The sequence below is a fragment of the Paracoccus sp. NFXS7 genome, assembly GCF_040148865.1.
Classification (GTDB): domain Bacteria; phylum Pseudomonadota; class Alphaproteobacteria; order Rhodobacterales; family Rhodobacteraceae; genus Paracoccus; species Paracoccus marcusii.
Window position 1 is genome coordinate 735,352 of sequence record NZ_JAKEKV010000001.1, and the last position, 19,058, is coordinate 754,409.

General features: G+C 68.6%; 24 protein-coding genes and 1 tRNA gene. 12 read left to right on the plus strand and 13 right to left on the minus strand.

Annotated elements, in window-relative coordinates:
- From LZ686_RS03625 to LZ686_RS03635, 3 genes are all read left to right on the plus strand, one after another.
- Entirely contained in the window at positions 1-1,008 is a 1,008-nt protein-coding gene (locus LZ686_RS03625) for a sn-glycerol-3-phosphate import ATP-binding protein UgpC (protein WP_045981622.1), read from the plus strand.
- Between the two features lie 84 nt (positions 1,009-1,092).
- Positions 1,093-2,163, plus strand: coding sequence for a M4 family metallopeptidase (locus LZ686_RS03630; RefSeq protein WP_349547006.1), 1,071 nt, complete (start codon positions 1,093-1,095; stop codon positions 2,161-2,163).
- Positions 2,164-2,191: 28 nt separating this feature from the next.
- The gene (locus LZ686_RS03635; RefSeq protein ID WP_045981624.1) at positions 2,192-2,470 is read left to right on the plus strand and encodes a protealysin inhibitor emfourin; all 279 of its coding nucleotides are present in this window, start codon (positions 2,192-2,194) and stop codon (positions 2,468-2,470) included.
- On the opposite strand, the gene LZ686_RS03640 is transcribed toward LZ686_RS03635, so the two are convergent.
- The 6 genes from LZ686_RS03640 to LZ686_RS03665 form a co-directional block, all read right to left on the minus strand.
- Positions 2,467-3,429 carry a magnesium transporter CorA family protein gene (locus LZ686_RS03640; protein ID WP_045981625.1) on the minus strand — a complete coding sequence of 321 codons (963 nt, stop codon included), beginning with the start codon at positions 3,427-3,429 and terminating at the stop codon, positions 2,467-2,469. The two genes, LZ686_RS03635 and LZ686_RS03640, sit on opposite strands and share 4 nt — an antisense overlap.
- A 115-nt stretch (positions 3,430-3,544) precedes the next feature.
- A complete protein-coding gene (locus LZ686_RS03645; protein ID WP_046000993.1) occupies positions 3,545-3,742 on the minus strand; it encodes a CsbD family protein in 198 nt (65 codons plus the stop codon).
- Between the two features lie 59 nt (positions 3,743-3,801).
- Positions 3,802-4,749: a 2-hydroxyacid dehydrogenase gene (locus LZ686_RS03650; RefSeq protein ID WP_349547007.1), complete on the minus strand. Its 948-nt coding sequence runs from the start codon at positions 4,747-4,749 to the stop codon at positions 3,802-3,804.
- Positions 4,746-5,075, minus strand: coding sequence for a tRNA-binding protein (locus LZ686_RS03655; protein ID WP_349547008.1), 330 nt, complete (start codon positions 5,073-5,075; stop codon positions 4,746-4,748). Before LZ686_RS03655 ends, LZ686_RS03650 begins: the two co-directional genes overlap by 4 nt.
- Entirely contained in the window at positions 5,072-5,881 is an 810-nt protein-coding gene (proC, locus tag LZ686_RS03660; RefSeq protein WP_349547010.1) for a pyrroline-5-carboxylate reductase, read from the minus strand. Before proC ends, LZ686_RS03655 begins: the two co-directional genes overlap by 4 nt.
- A gap of 1 nt (position 5,882) precedes the next feature.
- Complete coding sequence (locus LZ686_RS03665) at positions 5,883-6,386, minus strand: type III secretion system chaperone family protein (RefSeq protein ID WP_046000997.1); 504 nt, start codon at positions 6,384-6,386, stop codon at positions 5,883-5,885.
- Between the two features lie 178 nt (positions 6,387-6,564).
- Here LZ686_RS03665 and cobD point away from each other — a divergent pair, with 178 nt between their 5' ends.
- Entirely contained in the window at positions 6,565-7,527 is a 963-nt protein-coding gene (gene cobD / locus LZ686_RS03670; RefSeq protein WP_349547011.1) for a threonine-phosphate decarboxylase CobD, read from the plus strand.
- Here cobD and LZ686_RS03675 read toward each other — a convergent pair.
- On the minus strand, positions 7,524-7,820 hold the full coding sequence (locus tag LZ686_RS03675; RefSeq protein WP_045981632.1) for an alkylphosphonate utilization protein: 297 nt from the start codon (positions 7,818-7,820) through the stop codon (positions 7,524-7,526). The genes cobD and LZ686_RS03675 overlap by 4 nt on opposite strands.
- A gap of 130 nt (positions 7,821-7,950) precedes the next feature.
- Here LZ686_RS03675 and LZ686_RS03680 point away from each other — a divergent pair, with 130 nt between their 5' ends.
- From LZ686_RS03680 to LZ686_RS03700, 5 genes are read left to right on the plus strand one after another with little or no spacing between them, the layout of a single operon-like run.
- Positions 7,951-8,415, plus strand: coding sequence for a hypothetical protein (locus tag LZ686_RS03680; RefSeq protein WP_064503567.1), 465 nt, complete (start codon positions 7,951-7,953; stop codon positions 8,413-8,415).
- Positions 8,416-8,469: 54 nt separating this feature from the next.
- On the plus strand, positions 8,470-9,372 hold the full coding sequence (gene ppk2 / locus LZ686_RS03685) for a polyphosphate kinase 2 (RefSeq protein ID WP_045981633.1): 903 nt from the start codon (positions 8,470-8,472) through the stop codon (positions 9,370-9,372).
- Positions 9,373-9,381: 9 nt separating this feature from the next.
- Positions 9,382-10,242, plus strand: a complete 861-nt coding sequence (locus tag LZ686_RS03690) for a PhzF family phenazine biosynthesis protein (protein ID WP_349547013.1) — start codon at positions 9,382-9,384, stop codon at positions 10,240-10,242.
- Positions 10,239-10,532, plus strand: coding sequence for a DUF1330 domain-containing protein (locus tag LZ686_RS03695; RefSeq protein WP_127898942.1), 294 nt, complete (start codon positions 10,239-10,241; stop codon positions 10,530-10,532). The genes LZ686_RS03690 and LZ686_RS03695 overlap by 4 nt, the downstream gene beginning before the upstream one ends.
- A gap of 38 nt (positions 10,533-10,570) precedes the next feature.
- Positions 10,571-11,014: a tellurite resistance TerB family protein gene (locus tag LZ686_RS03700; protein ID WP_349547015.1), complete on the plus strand. Its 444-nt coding sequence runs from the start codon at positions 10,571-10,573 to the stop codon at positions 11,012-11,014.
- On the opposite strand, the gene LZ686_RS03705 is transcribed toward LZ686_RS03700, so the two are convergent.
- Genes LZ686_RS03705 through LZ686_RS03715 form a run of 3 tightly spaced genes read right to left on the minus strand, consistent with a single transcriptional unit; the run spans position 11,003 to position 14,354 of the window.
- A complete protein-coding gene (locus LZ686_RS03705; RefSeq protein ID WP_349547016.1) occupies positions 11,003-12,298 on the minus strand; it encodes an NAD(P)/FAD-dependent oxidoreductase in 1,296 nt (431 codons plus the stop codon). The genes LZ686_RS03700 and LZ686_RS03705 overlap by 12 nt on opposite strands.
- Positions 12,295-13,650 carry a glutamine synthetase family protein gene (locus LZ686_RS03710; protein ID WP_045981637.1) on the minus strand — a complete coding sequence of 452 codons (1,356 nt, stop codon included), beginning with the start codon at positions 13,648-13,650 and terminating at the stop codon, positions 12,295-12,297. The genes LZ686_RS03705 and LZ686_RS03710 overlap by 4 nt, the downstream gene beginning before the upstream one ends.
- Positions 13,647-14,354 (minus strand): type 1 glutamine amidotransferase, encoded by a 708-nt coding sequence (locus tag LZ686_RS03715; protein WP_282028699.1) that lies wholly within the window; start codon positions 14,352-14,354, stop codon positions 13,647-13,649. The genes LZ686_RS03710 and LZ686_RS03715 overlap by 4 nt, the downstream gene beginning before the upstream one ends.
- 139 nt (positions 14,355-14,493) lie before the next feature.
- On the opposite strand from LZ686_RS03715, the gene LZ686_RS03720 reads away from it, so the two are divergent.
- A complete protein-coding gene (locus LZ686_RS03720; RefSeq protein ID WP_295168949.1) occupies positions 14,494-15,633 on the plus strand; it encodes an aminotransferase class V-fold PLP-dependent enzyme in 1,140 nt (379 codons plus the stop codon).
- A 66-nt stretch (positions 15,634-15,699) separates the two neighbouring features.
- Positions 15,700-16,161, plus strand: a complete 462-nt coding sequence (locus LZ686_RS03725; RefSeq protein ID WP_349547017.1) for a GNAT family N-acetyltransferase — start codon at positions 15,700-15,702, stop codon at positions 16,159-16,161.
- Positions 16,162-16,212: 51 nt separating this feature from the next.
- On the opposite strand, the gene LZ686_RS03730 is transcribed toward LZ686_RS03725, so the two are convergent.
- Positions 16,213-16,509, minus strand: coding sequence for a hypothetical protein (locus LZ686_RS03730; protein ID WP_045981641.1), 297 nt, complete (start codon positions 16,507-16,509; stop codon positions 16,213-16,215).
- 153 nt (positions 16,510-16,662) lie between these two features.
- Here LZ686_RS03730 and LZ686_RS03735 point away from each other — a divergent pair.
- A tRNA-Arg gene (locus tag LZ686_RS03735) sits at positions 16,663-16,739 on the plus strand.
- 169 nt (positions 16,740-16,908) lie between these two features.
- On the opposite strand, the gene LZ686_RS03740 is transcribed toward LZ686_RS03735, so the two are convergent.
- Positions 16,909-18,300, minus strand: a complete 1,392-nt coding sequence (locus LZ686_RS03740; protein WP_349547018.1) for a M20 family metallopeptidase — start codon at positions 18,298-18,300, stop codon at positions 16,909-16,911.
- The gene (locus LZ686_RS03745) at positions 18,297-19,058 is read right to left on the minus strand and encodes an ABC transporter ATP-binding protein (protein WP_349547019.1); all 762 of its coding nucleotides are present in this window, start codon (positions 19,056-19,058) and stop codon (positions 18,297-18,299) included. The genes LZ686_RS03740 and LZ686_RS03745 overlap by 4 nt, the downstream gene beginning before the upstream one ends.

A 19,058-nucleotide genomic window follows, 5' to 3' on the forward strand; every position in this document is an offset into this window, starting at 1 on the left:
ATGGCATCCATCACCCTCAACAATGTCGGCAAGGTCTATGCCGGCGGCGCCCGCGCCGTGGGCGGCGTCAATATCGACATCGCGGATGGCGAATTCCTGGTCCTGGTCGGCCCGTCGGGCTGCGGAAAATCCACGCTGCTGCGCATGGTCGCGGGGCTGGAGAGCATCACCGAGGGCGAGGTCCGGATCGGCGACCGCGTGGTCAACGAGATCGAGCCCGCCGATCGCGACATCGCCATGGTGTTCCAGAACTATGCCCTGTACCCGCACATGTCGGTGCGCCAGAACCTGGCATACGGCCTGAAGAACCGCGGCACCCCCAAGGCCGAGATCGAGCGGCGCGTGGGAATCGCCTCGGACATCCTGCAGATCGGCCCGTTCCTGGACCGCAAGCCGCGCGCCCTTTCGGGCGGCCAGCGTCAGCGCGTCGCCATGGGCCGCGCCATCGTGCGCGAACCGGCCGCGTTTCTCTTCGACGAGCCGCTGTCGAACCTGGACGCGAAACTGCGCGTCGCCATGCGCCTTGAGATCAAGGAGCTGCAGAAGCGCCTGCGCACGACCTCGATCTATGTGACCCACGACCAGCTGGAGGCGATGACGCTGGCCGACCGGCTGGTGGTGCTGAACGGCGGGCAGATCGAACAGATCGGCACGCCGCTGGAGGTCTATCGCCGCCCGGCATCGGCCTTCGTCGCCAGCTTCATCGGCAGCCCGGCCATGAACCTGATCGAGGCCAGCGCCGTTCCGCACCTGCCCGGCACCGGGCATGCGGGCCATGTGGGCATCCGCCCCGAGGATCTGAGCGTCACCGCCGACGGCCCGATCGAGATGTCGGTGCTGGCGGTCGAGGAACTGGGCGCGCAGCGGCTGGTCCACGGCAAGACCGGCGATGCCCGCATCACCATCACCCTGCCGTCCGATGCCCCCCTGTCCGATCACATGCGCCTGTCCTATCGCCCCGGCGGGCTGCACCTGTTCGACAAGGTCAGCGGCAAGCGCATGGACTGACGTGAATGAAACGTGAACATCCGACCCTTGCGGGTCGGGCGTTCCGTGCTACCTTGGGGTGAACCAACGCGGAAAGGTCGCCCCATGTGCCTGTCGTTCGGCTGCTCTCACCACAATCCCATCGCCTGCATCGTGCCGCCCTATATGCTGCGGGTGCTGGCGCTGCGGGGTGACCCCGCGACGGCGGACATGGCGCGCACGCTGCTGCGCCATGACGAACAGCTGCGCGGGGAGCGCGCGGCCTGGGCCAGCCTGCCGCCCGCGCCGCAGGGCATCGCCCCCGATCCCGACCTGTGCTGCCCCGACCGCCGCATCCATGACGGTAAATTCCGCGCCGCCCTTCCCGGCCGCCTGGTCCGGGCCGAGGGCGACGCGCCGTCCGGCATCGCGGATGCCGACCTGGCCTATGACAGCGCCGGCCAGGTCTTCGCGATGTTCGCCGAGGAATACGGCCGCAACTCGCTGGACGGACGCGGCATGCCGCTGGTGGCGACGGTCCAGCACCGCCGCAACTACAACAACGCCTTCTGGGACGGGCAGCAGATGGCCTATGGCACGGGCGACGGCAAGATCTTCCGGACCTTCCTGCAGCTGTCGGTCATCGCGCATGAGATGACCCATGGCGTCATCCAGCATTCCGGCGGGCTGATCTACGAGAACCAATCCGGCGCGCTGAACGAACATGTGGCCGACGTCTTCGGCGCGCTGGCCGAACAGCGGGTGCTGGGCCAGACCGCGCATCAGGCCGACTGGCTGATCGGGCGCGGCATCCTGGGCGCGGGCATCAACGGCGTGGCGCTGCGCAGCATGAAGGCACCGGGCACGGCCTATGCCGACGACTTGCTGGGCACCGATCCCCAGCCCTGGCACATGGATCAGTTCAACACCACGACCGATGACAATGGCGGCGTGCACATCAATTCGGGCATTCCGAACCACGCCTTCTACCTGTTCTGCAGCTATCTGGGCGGCAACGCGTGGGAGCTGCCGGGCCGCATCTGGTACCGGACGCTGCAGGACCTGAACAACCCGATGGCCAGCTTTTCCGACTTTGCCGACCAGACCCTGCGCAGCGCGGCGGCACTGGCGGGCGCGGGCAGCCAACAGGCGCTGCTGCTGCGGCGCGCGTGGAAACTTGTGGGAATCGCGGTCTGATCCTATGATCCGCGGACCGGAGGACCGCATGATCATAGAGATCCGCAGCCATGGCGGCTTTGGCGGCATCACTGCCGCCACCTCGCGCCGCATCGACACCGACGCCCAGCCCGAACCCCGGGCGCAGGAGCTGTGCGCGGCCTTCCACCCCAAGGCGTTGGCCGACATGGCGGCCACCCCCTGTCCCGGCTGCCCGGATCGGATGCGCTATGCGATCACCGTGACGGACGCGACCGGCCCGCACGCCATCACCCTCTCCGAGGGCCAGATGCCCCCCGAGATGCTGGACCTGCTGGACGATCTTTAGATCCAGCCCTTCCAACGCAGGAATAGCCATGTCCCCAAGGTCGTCCCGCCCATCAGGATCAGGGCAAAGGCATAGCCCCAGGGCTCGTCCAGTTCCGGCATGTTCGTGAAGTTCATCCCGTAGACGCTGGCGATCAGCGTCGGCGGCAGGAACAGCGCCGCGACGACCGACAGGATGCGGACCGTGTTGTTCTGTTGCAGGTTGATCAGGCCAAGCGTGGTGTCCACCGCCAGGCTGACCCGCCCGCCCAGGAAATCGGCATGCACCTCCAGCGCCTGGATGTCGCGCATCTGGGCACGGGTGGCGGCGCGCAGGCGGCCCTCCTCGGGGCGGTCCTCCAGCGTGGCGGTATAGAACGCCTGCATCCGCTCGACCGTCAGCAGCGCCAGGCGGACGCGTGCCATCGTCTCGGCCTCGCGTCCGACATCCTGCAGCGCGGCCTGCAACCGGTCCGAGGCCGCGGCGACCGCGCGGCGTTCGAACACCGCGGCGGTGGTCTGGTCCAGCGTGCGGCCGGCCCCTTCCAGGATGTCGGCCAGCCGGGCGATGATCTCCTCGACAAGGCCCAGAAACAGGCGGTCGGGCGTGCCGCAGCCCAAGGTCGAGCGTTCGGCGCGTTCGGGATAGGTCAGGAACGGCCGCGGCGAATGGTGGCGCACCGTCACCAGCCGGTCCGTCGACAGGATGAACGTCACCGGCATCGAGATCCGGTCACCCCCGGCGCGCTCTCCCGGCAGCATCGCGGTCATGTAGTCCAGCCCGTCCTCGCGATAGAGGCGGTTGGACAGCTCGATCTCCTCCATCTCGGCCAGGCTGGGAACAGGCACGCCAAGCACGCGCAGCTGCGCGATCTCGGCGTCGTTCGGCTGGATCAGGTCGATCCATGCCGCGTCCGCGACATCGCGTTCTGCGGCAAGGCGCACAAGGCGACCGTTCTCGATGGAATAGGCGTAGTACATGCGACGCTCCGGTCGGTTCGCCCCTGTGGTGCCCTACCGCGGACAAACGATCAAGCGGATGTGGAAAGGGGCGCCCCGGATGGGACGCCCCTGATCAGCCGGTGCGGCAGAGCGATCACTTGTCGCGATAGTAATCGTCGATCTCGCGGTCGGCCTCGTCCTTGGTCCAGCCGTATTTTTCCTGCAGCTTGCCGGCCAGCTTGTCCTTGTTGCCGTCGATCTGATCCAGCTCGTCGTCGGTCAGTTCGCCCCATTTGACCTTGGTCGCGCCTTTCAGCTGCTTCCATTTGCCTTCGATGATATCCCAGTTCATTTCCGCCTCCTTTTCAGACGTTCATATGCCGGAATAACGCCCGCAGCCGTGGCAGGTTCCTAGCGGACAAGGTCCGGCGGAACGCCGCCGTCGATATGGGCCTGCAGGTTCGCCAGCGCGCGCAGGCCCATGCGCGTGCGCGTGTCGTCGGTGGCCGTTCCCAGATGCGGCAGCAGCGTGGCATTGGGGGCATCCAGCAGGGCCTGGGGCACATGAGGCTCCTGCGCATAGACGTCCAGGCCCGCGCCCGCGATGCGGCCGTTCACCAGGGCTGCGATCAGCGCATCCTCGTCCACCACGTCACCGCGGGCGATGTTGACCAGCACGCCCTGCGGGCCCAGGGCCTCCAGTTCGGCCGCGCCGATCAGGCCGCGCGTGGCCGCACCCCCCGGCACGGCGATCACCGCCACGTCGCAGGCCGCCAGCATGGCGCGCAGATCGCCGATCTGGCGGGCCGGAAAGTCCAGCCCCGCGACGGTCGAGCGGTTGAAGAACACCACCTCCATCCCGAAGCCCAGATGCGCGCGCCGCGCGATGGCCTGACCGATCCGGCCCATGCCGACGATGCCCACGGTGCGGCCCGACATCTCGGCGCCCAGCAGCTGCGTGGGGTTCCACCCGGTCCAGCCGCCCGCCCGCAGCAGGCGTTCGCCCTCGGACGCGCGGCGCAGCACCATCAGCATCAGTGTCAGCGCGATGTCGGCGGTCGCGTCCGTCACCACGTCGGGCGTGTTCGTGACCGCCACCCCCGCGGCGCGGGCCGCGGCGATGTCGATATGGTTGAACCCCGCGCCGAAATTGGCCAGCAGCCTGCAGCGCAGATCGCCCTGGAAGGCCTCGGCCCCGAAGGCGTCGCCAAGCGTCGGGATGATCGCGTCATAATCGCGCATCGCCTGGCCCGCCTGATCGACGGTCAGGGGCGTGTTGTCGCGGAATGTCGCGTCGCAGGCCGCGCGGATGGCGGCGGTGGCGCGGTCGGTCATCGGGCGGGTGACAAGAACCTTCAATAGAGACGGCCTCCGTTGGGGACGGTCAGGTCGGGACGGATCAGCACGACCTCTCCGTCGGGGTCGGGCACGCCCAGGACCAGCACCTCGGACATGACGGGGCCGATCTGGCGGGGCGGAAAGTTCACGACGCACAGCACCTGCATGCCGACCAGCGTCTGGGGGTCGTAATGACGGGTGATCTGGGCCGAGGACTTGCGCTCTCCCAGATCGCCCAGGTCCAGCCACAGCTTGATCGCGGGCTTGCGCGCCTCGGGGAAGGGTTCGGCGCGGGTGATGGTGCCGACGCGGATGTCGACCTTCAGGAAATCGTCAAAGGTGATCATCCGCGACCCAGCTCCCGCCCGCGTTCGGTCGCGGCCGCCACGGTGCGCACCATCAGCGGCATCAGGCCGGTGCCTTCGTCCATCAGCACCGCCAGCCCCGCCGCGGTCGTCCCGTTGGGCGAGGTCACATTGCGGCGCAGCACGGCCGGGTCCTCGTCCGCATGGACGGCCAGCGCACCCGCGCCGGCCACGGTCATGCGCGCCAGTTCCAGCGACAGCGCGGGCGACAGGCCCTGCGCCGCGCCCGCGGCGGCCATCGCCTCGATCAGGTGGAACACATAGGCCGGACCGCTGCCCGACAGGCCGGTGACGGCGTCCATCTGGCCCTCATGCTCCAGCCGGACGACGCGGCCCACGGCGCGCATCAGCGCCTCGGCCAGGTCCAGATGAGCGGGCGTTGCGGCACCGTTGCCGATCATCGCGGAAATGCCCTGACCGATGGCCGCGGGCGTGTTGGGCATCACCCGGATCACGGGGGCGCCGGGAAAGGCCGCCTCGAAGGTCGCGATGGTCGTGCCTGCCGCGACCGATATCACCAGGCTGCCCGACAGGTCCGGCATGGCAGACAGCGCGCCGCCCATCATCTGCGGCTTGACCGCCAGCACGACCACGGCCGGATCAGACGGCAGGTCCGCATTCACGCGCAACCCGCGGTCCTGCCATTCCGGTGCCAGGTTCGGGTCGATGACCGTGACCGCGCCCGCGTCCAACCCGCGCGCCAGCCACCCCTGCAGCATCGCCCCGCCCATGCGGCCGCATCCGACCAGGACCAGTCCGCGCGCGTTGATGTCGTCGAAATCGTTCATGTCAGGCCCGTCCGTAGGTTTCGCCCAAGGCAATCTCCAGCGCCGCGGCGGGCGAGGTGCCGCCCCACCCGGCCAACTGGAACGAAGGATAGAACCGCTCGCACGCGGCCAGGGCGGTGCCGATCATCCGGTCCACCTGTTCCGGCAGCGCGATCGCGTCCCCCGCCAGCACCAGCCCGTACCGCCAGACCATCTGCCGCTGCGGCGCGCAGAAGGTGAAGGCCCCGTCCCAGACCCGGTCATTGGCCAGGTTGATCGTCTGATAGATGGCCGGCATGCGGTCCGCCGGCGGGTCCATGTCAAAGCTGCAGATCAGCCGCAGGACCGCGTCGCGGGGCGACCATGCCAGGGTCAGCGCATAGCGGCGCCACTGGCCGTCCACATCCATGACGATCTGATCCTCGGCCAGGCGGTCGAACTCCCAGGCGTGATGCGTGGCCACGGCCTCGACGATGTCGATGGGGTGGATGTCGTCGATGCGCATGGAGGAATCGATCTGCGTCATGGTCTGCCTGTGGCTGCGGTCTTGCGCCGCGGTGGTCCTTGGGTGGCCACACAACACCGGGGGTCGGCGGCCATGGCGCTTACAACATATCGTGGTCCGCTTTACCACTGGTGTAAAGTCCGAATTGCCCCCGCGGCGGTGGTGTCCTAGCAGGGGCGGACAGGACCAAGGGGGCGGCATGGCACGCGATCACGGCGGCAATCTGGATGCGGCGCAGGCACGGTTCGGCACGGGTGACTGGATCGACCTGTCGACCGGCATCAACCGCAGGCCCTGGCCGGTCCAGCCCCTGTCGGACACGGCCTTTCGCGCGCTGCCGATGGCCAGGGCGGAACGGGCGCTGATCCGGGTCGCCGCGGAATGGTTCGGCTGCGCGGACGACCACGTCCTGCCGATGGCGGGGGCCACGGCCGCGATCCAGCTGGTGCCGCGCCTGCGGCCCGCGGGCCACGCGGCGGTGCTGATGCCCAGCTACAACGAACATGCGGCCAGCCTGACCGCTGCGGGCTGGCGCGTCACCCCCGCCCCCGACCTGGACAGGATGGATGGCGCCGACCTGGCCGTCGTCGTGAACCCCAACAACCCCGACGGGCGGGAATGGTCGCCCCTGGTCCTGGCCGCGCTGGCACGGCGGGTCGGCCTGCTGATCGTCGACGAAAGTTTCGCGGATGCGCGCCCCGACCTGTCGCTGGCCCGGTCCCTGCCCGCCAATGCGGTGGTGCTGCGCAGCTTTGGCAAGTTCTGGGGTCTGGCCGGGCTGCGGCTTGGATTTGCGCTGGCGGACCCAGCCCTGCTGTCGCAGCTGCGCGAGGCAGCGGGCCCCTGGTCCGTCAGCGGCCCCGCGCTGGAGATCGCGACCGCCGCCATGGCCGACCGGGCCTGGGCCGACGACACCGTCACCTATCACGCCGAAGCCGCGCTGAACCTGGACCGGCTGGCCGCGCTCGCAGGCTGGCGGCCCTTGGGCGGGACGCACCTGTTCCGCCTGTACGACACACCGGACGCGCAGGCGGCCCAGGACACGCTGGCCCGCGCACATGTCTGGACGCGGCGCTTTCCCTATTCGGACCGCTGGCTGCGGCTTGGCATTCCCGGCAGCCGGGACGAGTTCGCCCGCGTCGGGCAGGCCCTGACCCGCTAGCGCTTGCGCAGAAATTCCGTGCGCAAGACCAGGCCCCTGATGCCGTCGTGGCGACAGTCGACCTCTGCCGGGTCGTCGGTCAGGCGGATGCCGCGGATCACGGTGCCCTGCTTGATCACGGTGCTGCTGCCCTTGACTTTCAGGTCCTTGATGACGACCACCTGGTCGCCGTCGGCCAGCGGCGTGCCCGCGCTGTCGCGCACGATGCCGGCAGCGGCGGCCTCGGCCGCGACCTCGGCGGCGGGGCGCCATTCGCCCGTGGCCTCGTCATAGACATAGTCGTCATCGGCCATGGTCTGCCCTTTCGCGGCTGGCGGCGCAGGGTGCCGCCCGTCACGCCTTAGGCCGCAGGGGCGGGCCGCGCAACCTCTGGCGCAGGGCGCGGGGTTTGGCCATGATGGGCCTGCGAAAAGGATGCCCCCGATGATGCGACTTGCTCTGTTCCTGACGATGCTGGCCGCCCCCGCGGCTTTGGCCGACGCGCCGCTGATGGTGCTGGACCGCACGCAGCTGCCGTTCGACCTGGGGCCCGGGAACCCCGCCAACAGCCCCGCGCGGCCGGGCAATGCGCCCCATGCGGCCTGGAACTCGGCCGGAAACACCGCGAACGCGCCGACCGCACCGGGCAACCGCCCCACCGACCGCGTGAACGAGGGGCGAGTGATCTTCACCTCGGACGGGTCGGTGGTGGGCTATTACGCGCCGAACGCGGTCGGGGTGCTGAACCTGTTCGACACCCAGGGCCGGCGCATCGCCTATCGCCCGGCGCGGGGCACGAAAAGCCTGTTCACCGTGCAGGGCGCCTGGTGCGGCACGGTCGACGGCCTGCGCGACGGCAGTCTGGTGCTGGCGGTCACGCCGGATTGCGCGCGCCAGTTCATGCGCTGACACCCTATCGTCACATTCCGTCCCTAGACCGCAGCAAAGCCACCGGAGACGCAGATGAACGACTACAAGGACTGGCTGCAGGCAGAACTGCAGGAGACCCTGGACGAGGATATCGAGCTGGAGATGGAGGACGCCGCCCTGTCGGCCGAGATCCGGCGCATCTATCGCAGCCACCATCCCGACCAGATGGACCGCAAGCTGTATTTCCGCGAACTGCTGCGCCTTCAATCCGAATTGATCCGCCTTCAGGACTGGGTCAGCCACAACAACGAACGCGTCGTGGTCCTGTTCGAGGGGCGCGACAGCGCCGGCAAGGGCGGCGCCATCAAGCGCATCACGCAGCGGCTGAACCCGCGCGTGGCCCGCGTCGTCGCCCTGCCCGCCCCGTCCGACCGGGAGAAGACGCAGTGGTATTTCCAGCGCTATGTCCCCCACCTGCCGGCGGGCGGAGAGATCGTGCTGTTCGACCGCAGCTGGTACAACCGTGCGGGCGTCGAACGCGTCATGGGCTTTGCCACCGAGGATCAGGTCGAACAGTTCTTCCAGGACGTGCCCGAATTCGAACGCATGCTGGTGCGGTCGGGCATCCGGCTGGTCAAGTACTGGTTCTCGATCACGGACGAGGAGCAGCAGATGCGGTTCCAGATGCGCATCCACGACCCCCTGAAGCAGTGGAAGCTGTCGCCCATGGACCTGCAGTCCCGCGTCCGGTGGGAGGCCTATACCAAGGCCAAGGAGGACATGTTCGAACGCACGAACATCCCCGAGGCGCCCTGGTACATCGTGCCCGGCAACGACAAGAAGCGCGCGCGTCTGAACTGCATCGACCACCTGCTGGGCCTGATCCCCTATGGCGACGTGGACCACGAACAGATCACCCTGCCCGACCGCGTCTTCAACCCCGATTATGAGCGCGACGCGGTCCCCCGCGAGCTGTATGTTCCGCAAAAATACTGAACCGGGGCGATGATGCTAGAATATCATGTCTATGACGTCTTCACCGACCGGCCCTTTGCGGGCAATCCGCTGGCCGTGGTCATGGGGGCCGATGCCCTGAGCACGCGGCAGATGCAGACCATCGCCCGCCAGTTCAACCTGTCCGAGACGATCTTTGTCATGGCGCCGCGCCATCCCGCGCACCGCGCTCGCGTCCGCATCTTCCTGCCGCTGGCAGAGATCCCCTTCGCGGGTCACCCTACCATCGGCTGCGCGCTGCACCTGTCGGCGGGCGACGGCGATCTGGTGCTGGAGGAGGAGGCCGGGCCGGTCCCCGTGACCATCCGCAACGGTCTGGCCGAATTCGCGGCCCCCGTGCTGCCGCAGCTGGGCGATGCGGTTGCCGCTGACCTGGCGGCGGCGGGCCTGGGCCTCGGCGCGGATCAGGTGGGTTTCGACACGCACCGCCCGGTCGTGGCCCATGCGGGTCCGGCCTTCATCTTCTTGCCGCTGCGCGACGCGCAGGCCCTGGCGGATGCCCGCCCGGCCGGGGCCGCATTCGAGGCGCTGACGGCACGGGTCGGCAAGGTCTATGCCTATGCCCCCGACGGCGCAGGGTTTCGCGCGCGCATGTTCGCCCCCGGCAGCGGCGTCCCCGAGGACCCCGCCACCGGATCGGCCACCGCGACCCTGGCCGCCCCCCTGCTGGCCGCAGGCGTCCTGCCCGAGGGAGAGACGCGCCTGTCCCTGCGCCAGGGGGTCGAGATGGGGCGCCCGTCGCAGCTGGGCCTGCGCATCACCGTCAGGGGCGGCGCGCTGGCGCAGGTCCGCGTGTCGGGCCGTGCCGTTCCCGTGGCCCAGGGCCGCATCCGCATTCCGGAGGACACATGACCAAGGCCTATTGGATCGCCCATGTGACGATCGACGACCCCGACGCCTATGATGCCTATCGCCGGGCCAATGCCGCCCCCTTTGCCGGATACGGCGCGCGCTTTCTGGTGCGCGGCGGGCCGCAGCAGGTGGTCGAGGGCCAGGCCCGCCCCCGCAGCGTCGTGATCGAGTTCCCGTCGCTGGAGGCGGCGCAGGCCTGTTACGACAGTCCCGGCTATCAGGCGGCCAAGGCGCTGCGCGAGCCGGTCTCTGCCGCAGATGTGATCATCGTCGAGGGCTGGCCCGGCTAGACCGCGGGCGCCTGCGGGGGCATCCTTCGGCCATGTTCATGGACCTTCTGACACGCCTGATGGGCGATACCGCCGCGCCGATCGACCGCGACGATGCCGAACTGGCCATCGCCGCGCTGCTGGTGCGCGTGGCGCGGGCCGACGATCATTACGATCAGGCCGAACGCGACCGGATCGAGCAGGTCCTGTCCCGCCGCGGCCTGACCGCGGCCGAGGCCGCCGCCCGTCGCGCCCAGGCCGAGGCGCTGGAGTCGGAGGCCAGCGACACCGTCCGCTTCACCCGCCAGATCAAGGACCGCATCGCGCTGGAGGATCGTCGTGCCGTTCTGGCCGCGCTGTGGGAGGTCGCCTATGCCGACAACAGCCGCGGCGCGGATGAGGACAGCCTGATTCGCCTGGTCTCCAGCCTTCTGGGCATGACCGACCGCGAATCGGCCGAGATCCGTCAGCAGGTGCTGGCCCGGACGGGCCTAAAACCCTAACCGGTCGCGCAGCCCGAACCACGCCATCCCCGCCACCAGCAGCGGCTTGCGCAGGGCCGCACCGCCCGGAAAGGGCCGGGTGGGAACGGCGGCCATGGCGTCGAACCGTTCGGCCTGGCCCGCCACGGCCTCGGCCATCAGCCGCCCCGCCAGCGTGGCCATCGCCACGCCATGCCCGGAATAGCCGCTGGCCGACAGGCAGTTCGGCGCGGGCCGGGTGAAGCAGGGCATGCGGTTCATGGTGATGGCCAGCGTCCCGCCCCAGGCATGGGTCAGGGGCACATTCCGCAGCTGCGGATAGACCGACAGCAGATGCGGCCGCACCACCGCCGCGATGTCACGCGGAAAGCGGTAGGTGACCGTCTCTCCACCGCCGAAGACCAGCCGCCGGTCGTCGTCGACGCGCCAGTAGTTCACCACGAACTTCGTGTCTGCCACCGCGATGCGGTCCGGCAGGATCTCGGGGTGATCATCCAGCGGCGGGGTCGCGACGATATAGTTGTTGATGGGCATGACCCGCGCGGCGACGCCCCGGTCCAGATCGCCCAGATAGCCGTTGCAGGCCAGGATGACGTGGTCGGCCCGCAGCACGCCCTGATCGGTGCGGATGATGCTGGGCGCACCATGGGTCAGGCCGGTGACCTGCGCGCGCTCATGGATCACGACGCCCGCATCCCGCGCCAGCCGCGCCATCCCAAGGGCCAGCGCCAGCGGCTGCACATGCCCCGCCCCGCGGTCCAGATCGCCGCCGACATAGGCAGTGCTGCCCAAGGCCGCCGCCAGCCCGTCGCGATCCAGGGGCGTGACCCGGTCGTAGCCGTAATGCCGTGCCAGATGGTCGGCCATGTGGCGGGCGTGATCGACCTCGGACGCGGTACGGCAGGCATGTGCGATGCCGTCGCGGACCCGCACGCCCGCTTCGGCGGCGATGGTGCGGACGGCGGCCTTGGCCTCCTCGGCCAGGTCCCACAGGCGGCGGGCCGTGTCGCGGCCCAGCTGCGCCTCCAGCCAGGCGACCTCCTGCCGCTGGCCGGACCCGATCTGTCCGCCGTTGCGGCCAGAGGCGCCGAACCCCACGCGCTGCGCCTCCAGCACCCGGACCGACAGGCCCCGCCGCGCCAGATGCAGCGCGGCCGACAGGCCGGTATAGCCCGCCCCGATCACCGCAACATCCGCCCGCGCCTCGCCCCGCAGGGGCGGCAGGTCGGGCTGCGGCCCGCACTGGTCGGCATAGAGGCTGGGCGGATAGGCCCCTAGCCCGTCGTTCAGGTGCAGCAGGTTCATACGTTCAGCAGCAGATGTTCGCGTTCCCACGGGCTGATGACCTGCAGGAACTCCTTGTATTCATTGCGCTTGACCGATTCGTAGACGGCGCAGAAATCCTCGCCCAAGACGCCGCGCATGGGCGCGCTCTCCGACATCAGGTCCAGCGCGTCGCCCAGGTTGTAGGGCAGCTCGTCCTCGGACATGTAGGCGTCGCCCAGGCATTCGGCGCGCGGGTTCTCGGCCTCCAGAAGGCCCAGATAGCCGCAGGCCAGGCTGGCCGCGATCCCCAGATAGGGGTTGCAGTCCATGCCCGCCAGCCGGTTCTCCAGCCGCCGCGCCTCCGGCCCCGAGATCGGCACGCGCAGGCCCGTGGTACGGTTGTCGCGCCCCCATTCCAGGTTGATCGGCGCCGCGAAGTCCGGGACATAGCGGCGATAGCTGTTCACATAGGGCGCCAGCAGCGCGATGGCCGCGGGCAGGTGCTTCTGCATGCCGGCGATGAAATGCAGGAAGGCCGGCGTCTCGCGGCCTTTTTCGTCGGAAAAGATGTTCCGGCCCGTTTCGATATCCGTGATCGAATGATGGATGTGCATGGCGCTGCCCGGCTCGCCCTCGATGGGCTTGGCCATGAAGGTCGCGAAGCAGTCGTGGCGCAGCGCGGCCTCACGGATCAGCCGCTTGAAGTAGAAGATCTCGTCGGCCAGGGCCACCGGATCGCCGTGGTTCAGGTTGATCTCGACCTGGCCCGCGCCGCCCTCCTGCAGGATGCCGTCGATCTCGAAACCCTGCGCCTCGGCAAAGTCATAGATGTCGTCGATGACCTTGCCGTATTCGTCCACCGCCGACATGGAATAGGCCTGCTTCGCCGCAGCCCTACGCCCCGTGCGTCCCATGGGCGGGATGATCGGCTGGTTCGGGTCGATGTTGCGGGCGACCAGGAAGAACTCCATCTCGGGCGCCACGACCGGGTTCCAGCCTTTCTCGCGGTACAGCTGCACCACGCGTTTCAGCACGTTGCGCGGTGCGATGGGCATGGGGTTGCCCTGCTGGTCGGTCGCGTCATGGATGACCTGGATGGTCCAGTCCGCGGTCCAAGGCGCGGCGGTGGCGGTGGAATAGTCGGGGACCATCACCATGTCCGGTTCGGTGAAGGCGCCCGACGGGTTGTCGGCCCATTCCCCGGTGATCGTCTGCAGGAAGATCGAATTGGGCAGATAGAACTGGTTCTGACGCGCGAATTTCGACGCGGGCATCGCCTTGCCACGGGCCACGCCCGCCATGTCGGCCACGATGCATTCGACCTCGTCCAGGCGGCGCCCCGACATGAAGTCGCGCGCGGCCTGGGGCAGTTTCTCGGTCCAGTCGCTCATGCGGCACCTTTGTCGGCTCGCGCCAGGGCGCGGGGTTGCTTGAAGAAGGCCTCGATCCGGTCGGCCAGCAGGGACGCGCCATCGGCCTGCCCCATGCGGGCCGCAGCCCCGGCCAGCAGGTCGTCCGGCACGACACCCTTGGCGCGGGTGTCCATCAGGCCTTGGATGAAATCGTCGCCGAATTCCGGATGCGCCTGCACGGTAAAGGCCCGGTCGCCATAGATCAGCGCGGCATTCTCGCAGAACGCGTTCCGGCCCGCGACCTGCGCGCCGGGCGGCAGGGCCACGACCTGATCCTGGTGCCAGGCGTTCAGCGTGACGGGCTGGCCGCCGAAATCGTAATCCTGCGCGCCCACGGCCCAACCGCCGGAATGCTTGACCACGGTGCCACCCAGGGCCTGCGCGATGATCTGATGACCAAAGCAGATGCCGACCATCGGCACGCCTGCGTCATGGACGCGGCGGATGAAATCCTCCAGCGGCGGGATGAAGGCGTGATCCTCATAGGCCCCGTGGCGCGAGCCGGTCAGCAGCCAGCCGTCGGCATCGTGGATGTCCTGTGGAAACTCCATCCCCTCGACATGCCAGGTGGTGAAGTCGAATCCGCGCCCGGCCAGCAGGCGCACGAACATGTCCGGATAGTCGCCCAAATCCCGCTTCAGCTGCGCCGGCGACTGGCCGCATTGAAGGATGCCGATCCGCATGAAAAACCTTGATGTTGCTTGTGTCCGAAGCCTAGTCGCCCCGCAGGGGGGGCCGCAAGGGGGGGCGTTTGCGCCTTTTGGCGGTCTGGCCGCGCGGACCCACAGGCGCTAGGCTGCGCGCAACGGAAAGGATGCACCCATGCCCCATCAACGCCCCGAGATCGACCCGGACGGCCTTGACGAATTCTCGGTCGTGTTCACCGACCGGTCCCTGAACCACATGTCGAAACGCTTTCAGCAGGTCATGCGCGATCTGTCGGCGGGTCTGTGCGAGGTCTATGGCGCCGCCCAGGTGGCGATCGTGCCGGGCGGCGGCAGCTATGCGATGGAATCGGTCGCGCGCCAGTTCGGGCGCGACGCGCATGCGCTGATCGTCAGGAACGGCTGGTTCAGCTATCGCTGGAGCCAGATATTCGACGCGGGCGCATTTGCGCGCGAGGTGACCGTGGTCAAGGCCCGCCCGCAAGGGAACGCGCCCCAGCCCGCCTATGCGCCCCCGCCCATCGACGAGGTCGTGGCCCGCATCCGCGAGACGCGCCCCGACGCGGTCTTTGCCCCGCATGTGGAGACCTCGGCCGGGCTGATCCTGCCCGACGACTATATCACCGCGCTGGCCGATGCCGCGCATGAGGTGGGCGCCCTGATGGTGCTGGACTGCATCGCGTCGGGCGCCATCTGGGTCGACATGCGGGCCACGGGCGTGGACGTGCTGATCTCGGCCCCGCAAAAGGGCTGGTCGGCCTCGCCCGCCGCAGGCCTGGTCATGCTGTCCGATCGCGCCGCCGAACGACTGGCCACCACCGACAGCGACAGCTTTGCGCTGGATCTGAAGAAATGGCGCGCGATCATGCAGGCCTATCTGGATGGCGGCCATGCCTATCACGCGACCATGCCCACCGACGCGCTGCTGGGCCTGCGCGACGCGATGGAGGAGACCCGCGCGATGGGGTTCGCCGCCGCGCGCGACGCGCAATGGCGCCTTGGCCGGGCGGTCCGCGACGAACTGTCCGCGCGCGGCATCCGATCGGTCGCGGCCGAGGGGTTCCAGGCGCCGGGCGTCGTGGTCAGCTATACCGACGACCCCGAGGTCAAGTCCGGCAAGGCCTTTGCCGCCCTCGGCACCCAGATCGCGGCGGGCGTGCCGTTGGCCGTGGATGAGGGGGCCGACTTCTCAACCTTCCGCATCGGGCTGTTCGGTCTGGACAAGCTGCGCGATGTCGACGGCACGATGGCCCGGCTTGTGCCGGTGCTGGACCAGGCGACCGCCCCGCGCGGCTAAGCCTTTGACGCGCGCGTCACGGCGGGATAGTGCCCCGCCGTGACCATGTGGCGACAGGACCCCAACATGACGCTGACGATCGACCTGGAAAGCCCGCTTGGGCCCGACCTGGACCTGCTGTTCCAACGTCACACCGACGAGATGCATGTCGATACCCCGCCGGGATCGATCCACATGATGCCCAAGGAGGCGCTGGAGAACCCCGCCATCGCTTTTTTCGTCGTGCGCGACGCGGGCCAACCTGTCGCCATGGGCGCCATCAAGGATCTGGGCGCATCCGAGGGAGAGCTGAAATCGATGCACGTGCTGTCCGAACAGCGCGGGCGGGGCGTGTCGCGGATGCTGCTGCGGCACATGCTGGGTCACGCGCGGAATGCGGGCTATGCCAAGCTGTCGCTGGAAACCGGCGTGCAGCCGGGATTTGTCGCGGCGCGTGGCCTCTATGCCCGCGAGGGGTTCACGGAATGCCCGCCTTTCGGCAGCTATCGCGCCGACCCGCATTCGGTCTTCATGACGCTGATGCTTTAATGCAAACGGCGCGCATCCTGCGATGCGCGCCGTCGTCTTCCTGTCGAACAATCAGTGCTCGTGCGTGGGCAGAGCCTTCAGATCATCCTTGGTCCAGTTGGTCCGGGCATGCACGGTGCCGCTTTCGTCGCGCATGAAATCCAGGTCAGTCGCCGGAACCATGACCGGTTTGGCGCCGATACCCAGGAATCCGCCAACGTCCAGAACGACCTTGGCCGAAGCGCCCATGCCATGCGTGTGCGACACGCTGCCGACGGTTTCGTCGCCCGGGCCATAGACGGTCGCGCCGTCCAGAACGGCCTCGGTCAGTTCGTCGTGGGTCAGTCGCGTGTGATTTGCGTGGTCCATGTCAACCTCCTTCAGGTGGTGTGGCACATCAACACCGGCCCCGCGGGTGCCGTTCCATGGTCATGGGATGGTCCTGCGCACAAGTTCGTGCTTGCCGAGGCGATTAGCGTCTGGATTGCCGATGCGCCTGCCGCTAAGAAAGGCCAGCCCGCGGGCCCCGTAGCTCAACTGGATAGAGCAATTGACTTCTAATCAATAGGTTGCAGGTTCGAATCCTGCCGGGGTCGCCATTTTCCGTTTACGCTCAACCCCTTACCGCACCAATCGGTGCATCTTTTCCTGTCCATAAGGACAGGATGACGCCGCTGAAGACTTCAGACAAAAGAGGCTTATCGGCCGGGCGTCCTTGGTGGTTGGTTTAAAGAGTTCAGACGCCCGGCCGATCTGTCACCCCTGTGGTCAAGTGCCATCCGCGGGCGTCCCCAGATCCCACCACAGCCCCGCCATGATCGCCAGCGCCTGCCGCGACAGGCCTTGCAATGCATGTTCGTCGGGCGCGTGCTGACAGCAGCCGCGATAGGAATGGGGCACCCAGATCGTCGGTAGGCCCAGGATTTCCGCAAAGCATTCGTTGGGCAGCGACCCGGCCAGGTTCGGCAACAGATGCGGATCCTGCCCGGTCGTCCGCCGGACCGACCCCGCGACCCGGCGCACCCAGTCGTGGTCGGGCATCAGCCGCGTGGCATGGGCGGGATCGCCGTCCCGCGGCACGATGCGCACCGCGTGATGGCCGTGGCGGTCCAGGTGGCGGCGCAGCGCCGGCAGGATGTCGCTCGGATCGGTCCCCACGACATAGCGCAGCTGGCAGGTCGCCCGCGCGCGGCCCGCGATGGCGTTCACGGGTGCGTCGGGCACGCCGGCGGTCATCGCCAGCACCGCAAAGCTGTTCCAGCCAAAGGCGCGTTCGGTGGGTGTCAGCCCGACCTCTCCCCAATCGGCATCGACCTGGGGGCCGCCCGCCTCGATCACCGGCAGGTCGCGCAGGGCGTCGCGCAGCGCGGGCGTCAGGCTGTCGGGACGCCATTCCGGGATCTGGATCTGGCCGCGCCGGTCGCAGATCGTGGCCAGCGCATGGGCCAGGATCATCGCCGGATCGGCCAGAAGGCCGCCCCAGTTGCCCGAATGATGCGCCCCCGACCGCAGCTCCAGCACCAGGTCAAAGGCCAGCGCGGCGCGCGATCCCATGAACAGCGTCGGCACGTCGGCCTGCAGGCGCGGGCCGTCGGACGCGATCAGCACATCGGCCGCCAGCGCATCGGCATGGTCCCGGCAGACCTGGGCCAAGCCGGGCGATCCGGTCTCCTCGGACATCTCGAAGATGATCCGCATGTTGAAGCCCAGATGCCCGCGCGTTTCGATGACCGCCTGCAGCGCGGCCAGGTTGATCAGGTGCTGCCCCTTGTTGTCGGCCGCGCCACGGCCATACAGGCGGTCGCCCTCGGCGGTCAGGACAAAGGGCGACAGCCCGTCGCGCCACTGGTCGGTCTGTGCGCGGACCACGTCGCCATGACCATAGGTCAGGACCGTGGTCAGGGCCGGATCCTCGATCCGTTCCGCGATCAGCAGGGGGCCGCCGCGCGGGTCGGGATTGTCCAGCACCCGCGGGGCGAAACCCAGACCGGACAGGCGCGGTATCATCGCCTCGGTCAGATAGCGGTCCAGATGGGGCCGCTGCGCCGGGTCCTGGCTTTCGGTCGGATGTGCCACCAAGGCTGCCAGATCGGCCTGGAATCCGCCCTGGTCGAAATAACCTTCGGCGCGGGCGACCGCATCCTGTCGCGCATCGGTCATGGGCGAACCTCCGGGCGGTATCCGGCGGACGCCTCGATCAGGTGGGTGGTATAGGGCTGGGCGCCCTGCCCCGCCCGCAGATGGGACGCCGGCAGGATCTCGACGATGCGGCCGCGCTGCATCACGGCCAGCCGGTCGCACATATGGGCGATCACCGACAGGTCGTGGCTGACCATCAGATAGGTCAGCCCGTGTTCGTCGCGCAGATCGGCCAGCAGGTTCAGGATCTCGGCCTGGACGCTGACGTCCAGCGCGCTGGTCGGCTCGTCCAGCAGCAGCAGGCGCGGCTCCGCCGCCAGGGCGCGGGCGATCGCCACGCGCTGACGCTGTCCCCCGGACAGCTGGTGCGGATAGCGGAAGCGGAACCCCCGGCCCAGACCCACGTCGTCCAGCAGCTTGATGATGCGCTGGTCGATCCTGTCCATGCCCTGCAGGCGCAGGGTTTCCGCCAGGACGGCATCGACGGAATGGCGCGGATGCAGGCTGGCATAGGGGTCCTGGAACACCATCTGGACGGTGCGAAAGAACGTCCGGTCGCGCCGCTCTCCCTTCTGGGTCTGACCGTCGACCGCGATGTGGCCGGACCAGCCGGGGATCAGCCCTGCGATGGCGCGCAGGATGGTCGACTTGCCCGAACCGCTTTCGCCGACAAGGCCAAAGCTTTCGCCCTGCGCCACGTCGAAGGCCGCGTCGTGAACGGCGGTGAAGCGGTCGGGCTCCTGCCCGAACCAAACGGTCAGATCGGCAACGCTCAGCAT

What these genes read in the sequence shown, in the direction of transcription:
- LZ686_RS03625 (WP_045981622.1), top strand. Translation starts at nt 1, where the DNA reads ATGGCATCCATCACCCTCAACAATGTCGGCAAGGTCTATGCCGGCGGC.
- LZ686_RS03630 (WP_349547006.1), top strand. Translation starts at nt 1,093, where the DNA reads ATGTGCCTGTCGTTCGGCTGCTCTCACCACAATCCCATCGCCTGCATC.
- LZ686_RS03635 (WP_045981624.1), top strand. Translation starts at nt 2,192, where the DNA reads ATGATCATAGAGATCCGCAGCCATGGCGGCTTTGGCGGCATCACTGCC.
- LZ686_RS03640 (WP_045981625.1), bottom strand. Translation starts at nt 3,429, where the DNA reads ATGTACTACGCCTATTCCATCGAGAACGGTCGCCTTGTGCGCCTTGCC.
- LZ686_RS03645 (WP_046000993.1), bottom strand. Translation starts at nt 3,742, where the DNA reads ATGAACTGGGATATCATCGAAGGCAAATGGAAGCAGCTGAAAGGCGCG.
- LZ686_RS03655 (WP_349547008.1), bottom strand. Translation starts at nt 5,075, where the DNA reads ATGATCACCTTTGACGATTTCCTGAAGGTCGACATCCGCGTCGGCACC.
- proC (WP_349547010.1), bottom strand. Translation starts at nt 5,881, where the DNA reads ATGAACGATTTCGACGACATCAACGCGCGCGGACTGGTCCTGGTCGGA.
- LZ686_RS03665 (WP_046000997.1), bottom strand. Translation starts at nt 6,386, where the DNA reads ATGACGCAGATCGATTCCTCCATGCGCATCGACGACATCCACCCCATC.
- cobD (WP_349547011.1), top strand. Translation starts at nt 6,565, where the DNA reads ATGGCACGCGATCACGGCGGCAATCTGGATGCGGCGCAGGCACGGTTC.
- LZ686_RS03675 (WP_045981632.1), bottom strand. Translation starts at nt 7,820, where the DNA reads ATGGCCGATGACGACTATGTCTATGACGAGGCCACGGGCGAATGGCGC.
- LZ686_RS03680 (WP_064503567.1), top strand. Translation starts at nt 7,951, where the DNA reads ATGATGCGACTTGCTCTGTTCCTGACGATGCTGGCCGCCCCCGCGGCT.
- ppk2 (WP_045981633.1), top strand. Translation starts at nt 8,470, where the DNA reads ATGAACGACTACAAGGACTGGCTGCAGGCAGAACTGCAGGAGACCCTG.
- LZ686_RS03690 (WP_349547013.1), top strand. Translation starts at nt 9,382, where the DNA reads ATGATGCTAGAATATCATGTCTATGACGTCTTCACCGACCGGCCCTTT.
- LZ686_RS03695 (WP_127898942.1), top strand. Translation starts at nt 10,239, where the DNA reads ATGACCAAGGCCTATTGGATCGCCCATGTGACGATCGACGACCCCGAC.
- LZ686_RS03700 (WP_349547015.1), top strand. Translation starts at nt 10,571, where the DNA reads ATGGACCTTCTGACACGCCTGATGGGCGATACCGCCGCGCCGATCGAC.
- LZ686_RS03705 (WP_349547016.1), bottom strand. Translation starts at nt 12,298, where the DNA reads ATGAACCTGCTGCACCTGAACGACGGGCTAGGGGCCTATCCGCCCAGC.
- LZ686_RS03710 (WP_045981637.1), bottom strand. Translation starts at nt 13,650, where the DNA reads ATGAGCGACTGGACCGAGAAACTGCCCCAGGCCGCGCGCGACTTCATG.
- LZ686_RS03715 (WP_282028699.1), bottom strand. Translation starts at nt 14,354, where the DNA reads ATGCGGATCGGCATCCTTCAATGCGGCCAGTCGCCGGCGCAGCTGAAG.
- LZ686_RS03720 (WP_295168949.1), top strand. Translation starts at nt 14,494, where the DNA reads ATGCCCCATCAACGCCCCGAGATCGACCCGGACGGCCTTGACGAATTC.
- LZ686_RS03725 (WP_349547017.1), top strand. Translation starts at nt 15,700, where the DNA reads ATGACGCTGACGATCGACCTGGAAAGCCCGCTTGGGCCCGACCTGGAC.
- LZ686_RS03730 (WP_045981641.1), bottom strand. Translation starts at nt 16,509, where the DNA reads ATGGACCACGCAAATCACACGCGACTGACCCACGACGAACTGACCGAG.
- LZ686_RS03740 (WP_349547018.1), bottom strand. Translation starts at nt 18,300, where the DNA reads ATGACCGATGCGCGACAGGATGCGGTCGCCCGCGCCGAAGGTTATTTC.
- LZ686_RS03745 (WP_349547019.1), bottom strand. Translation starts at nt 19,058, where the DNA reads ATGCTGAGCGTTGCCGATCTGACCGTTTGGTTCGGGCAGGAGCCCGAC.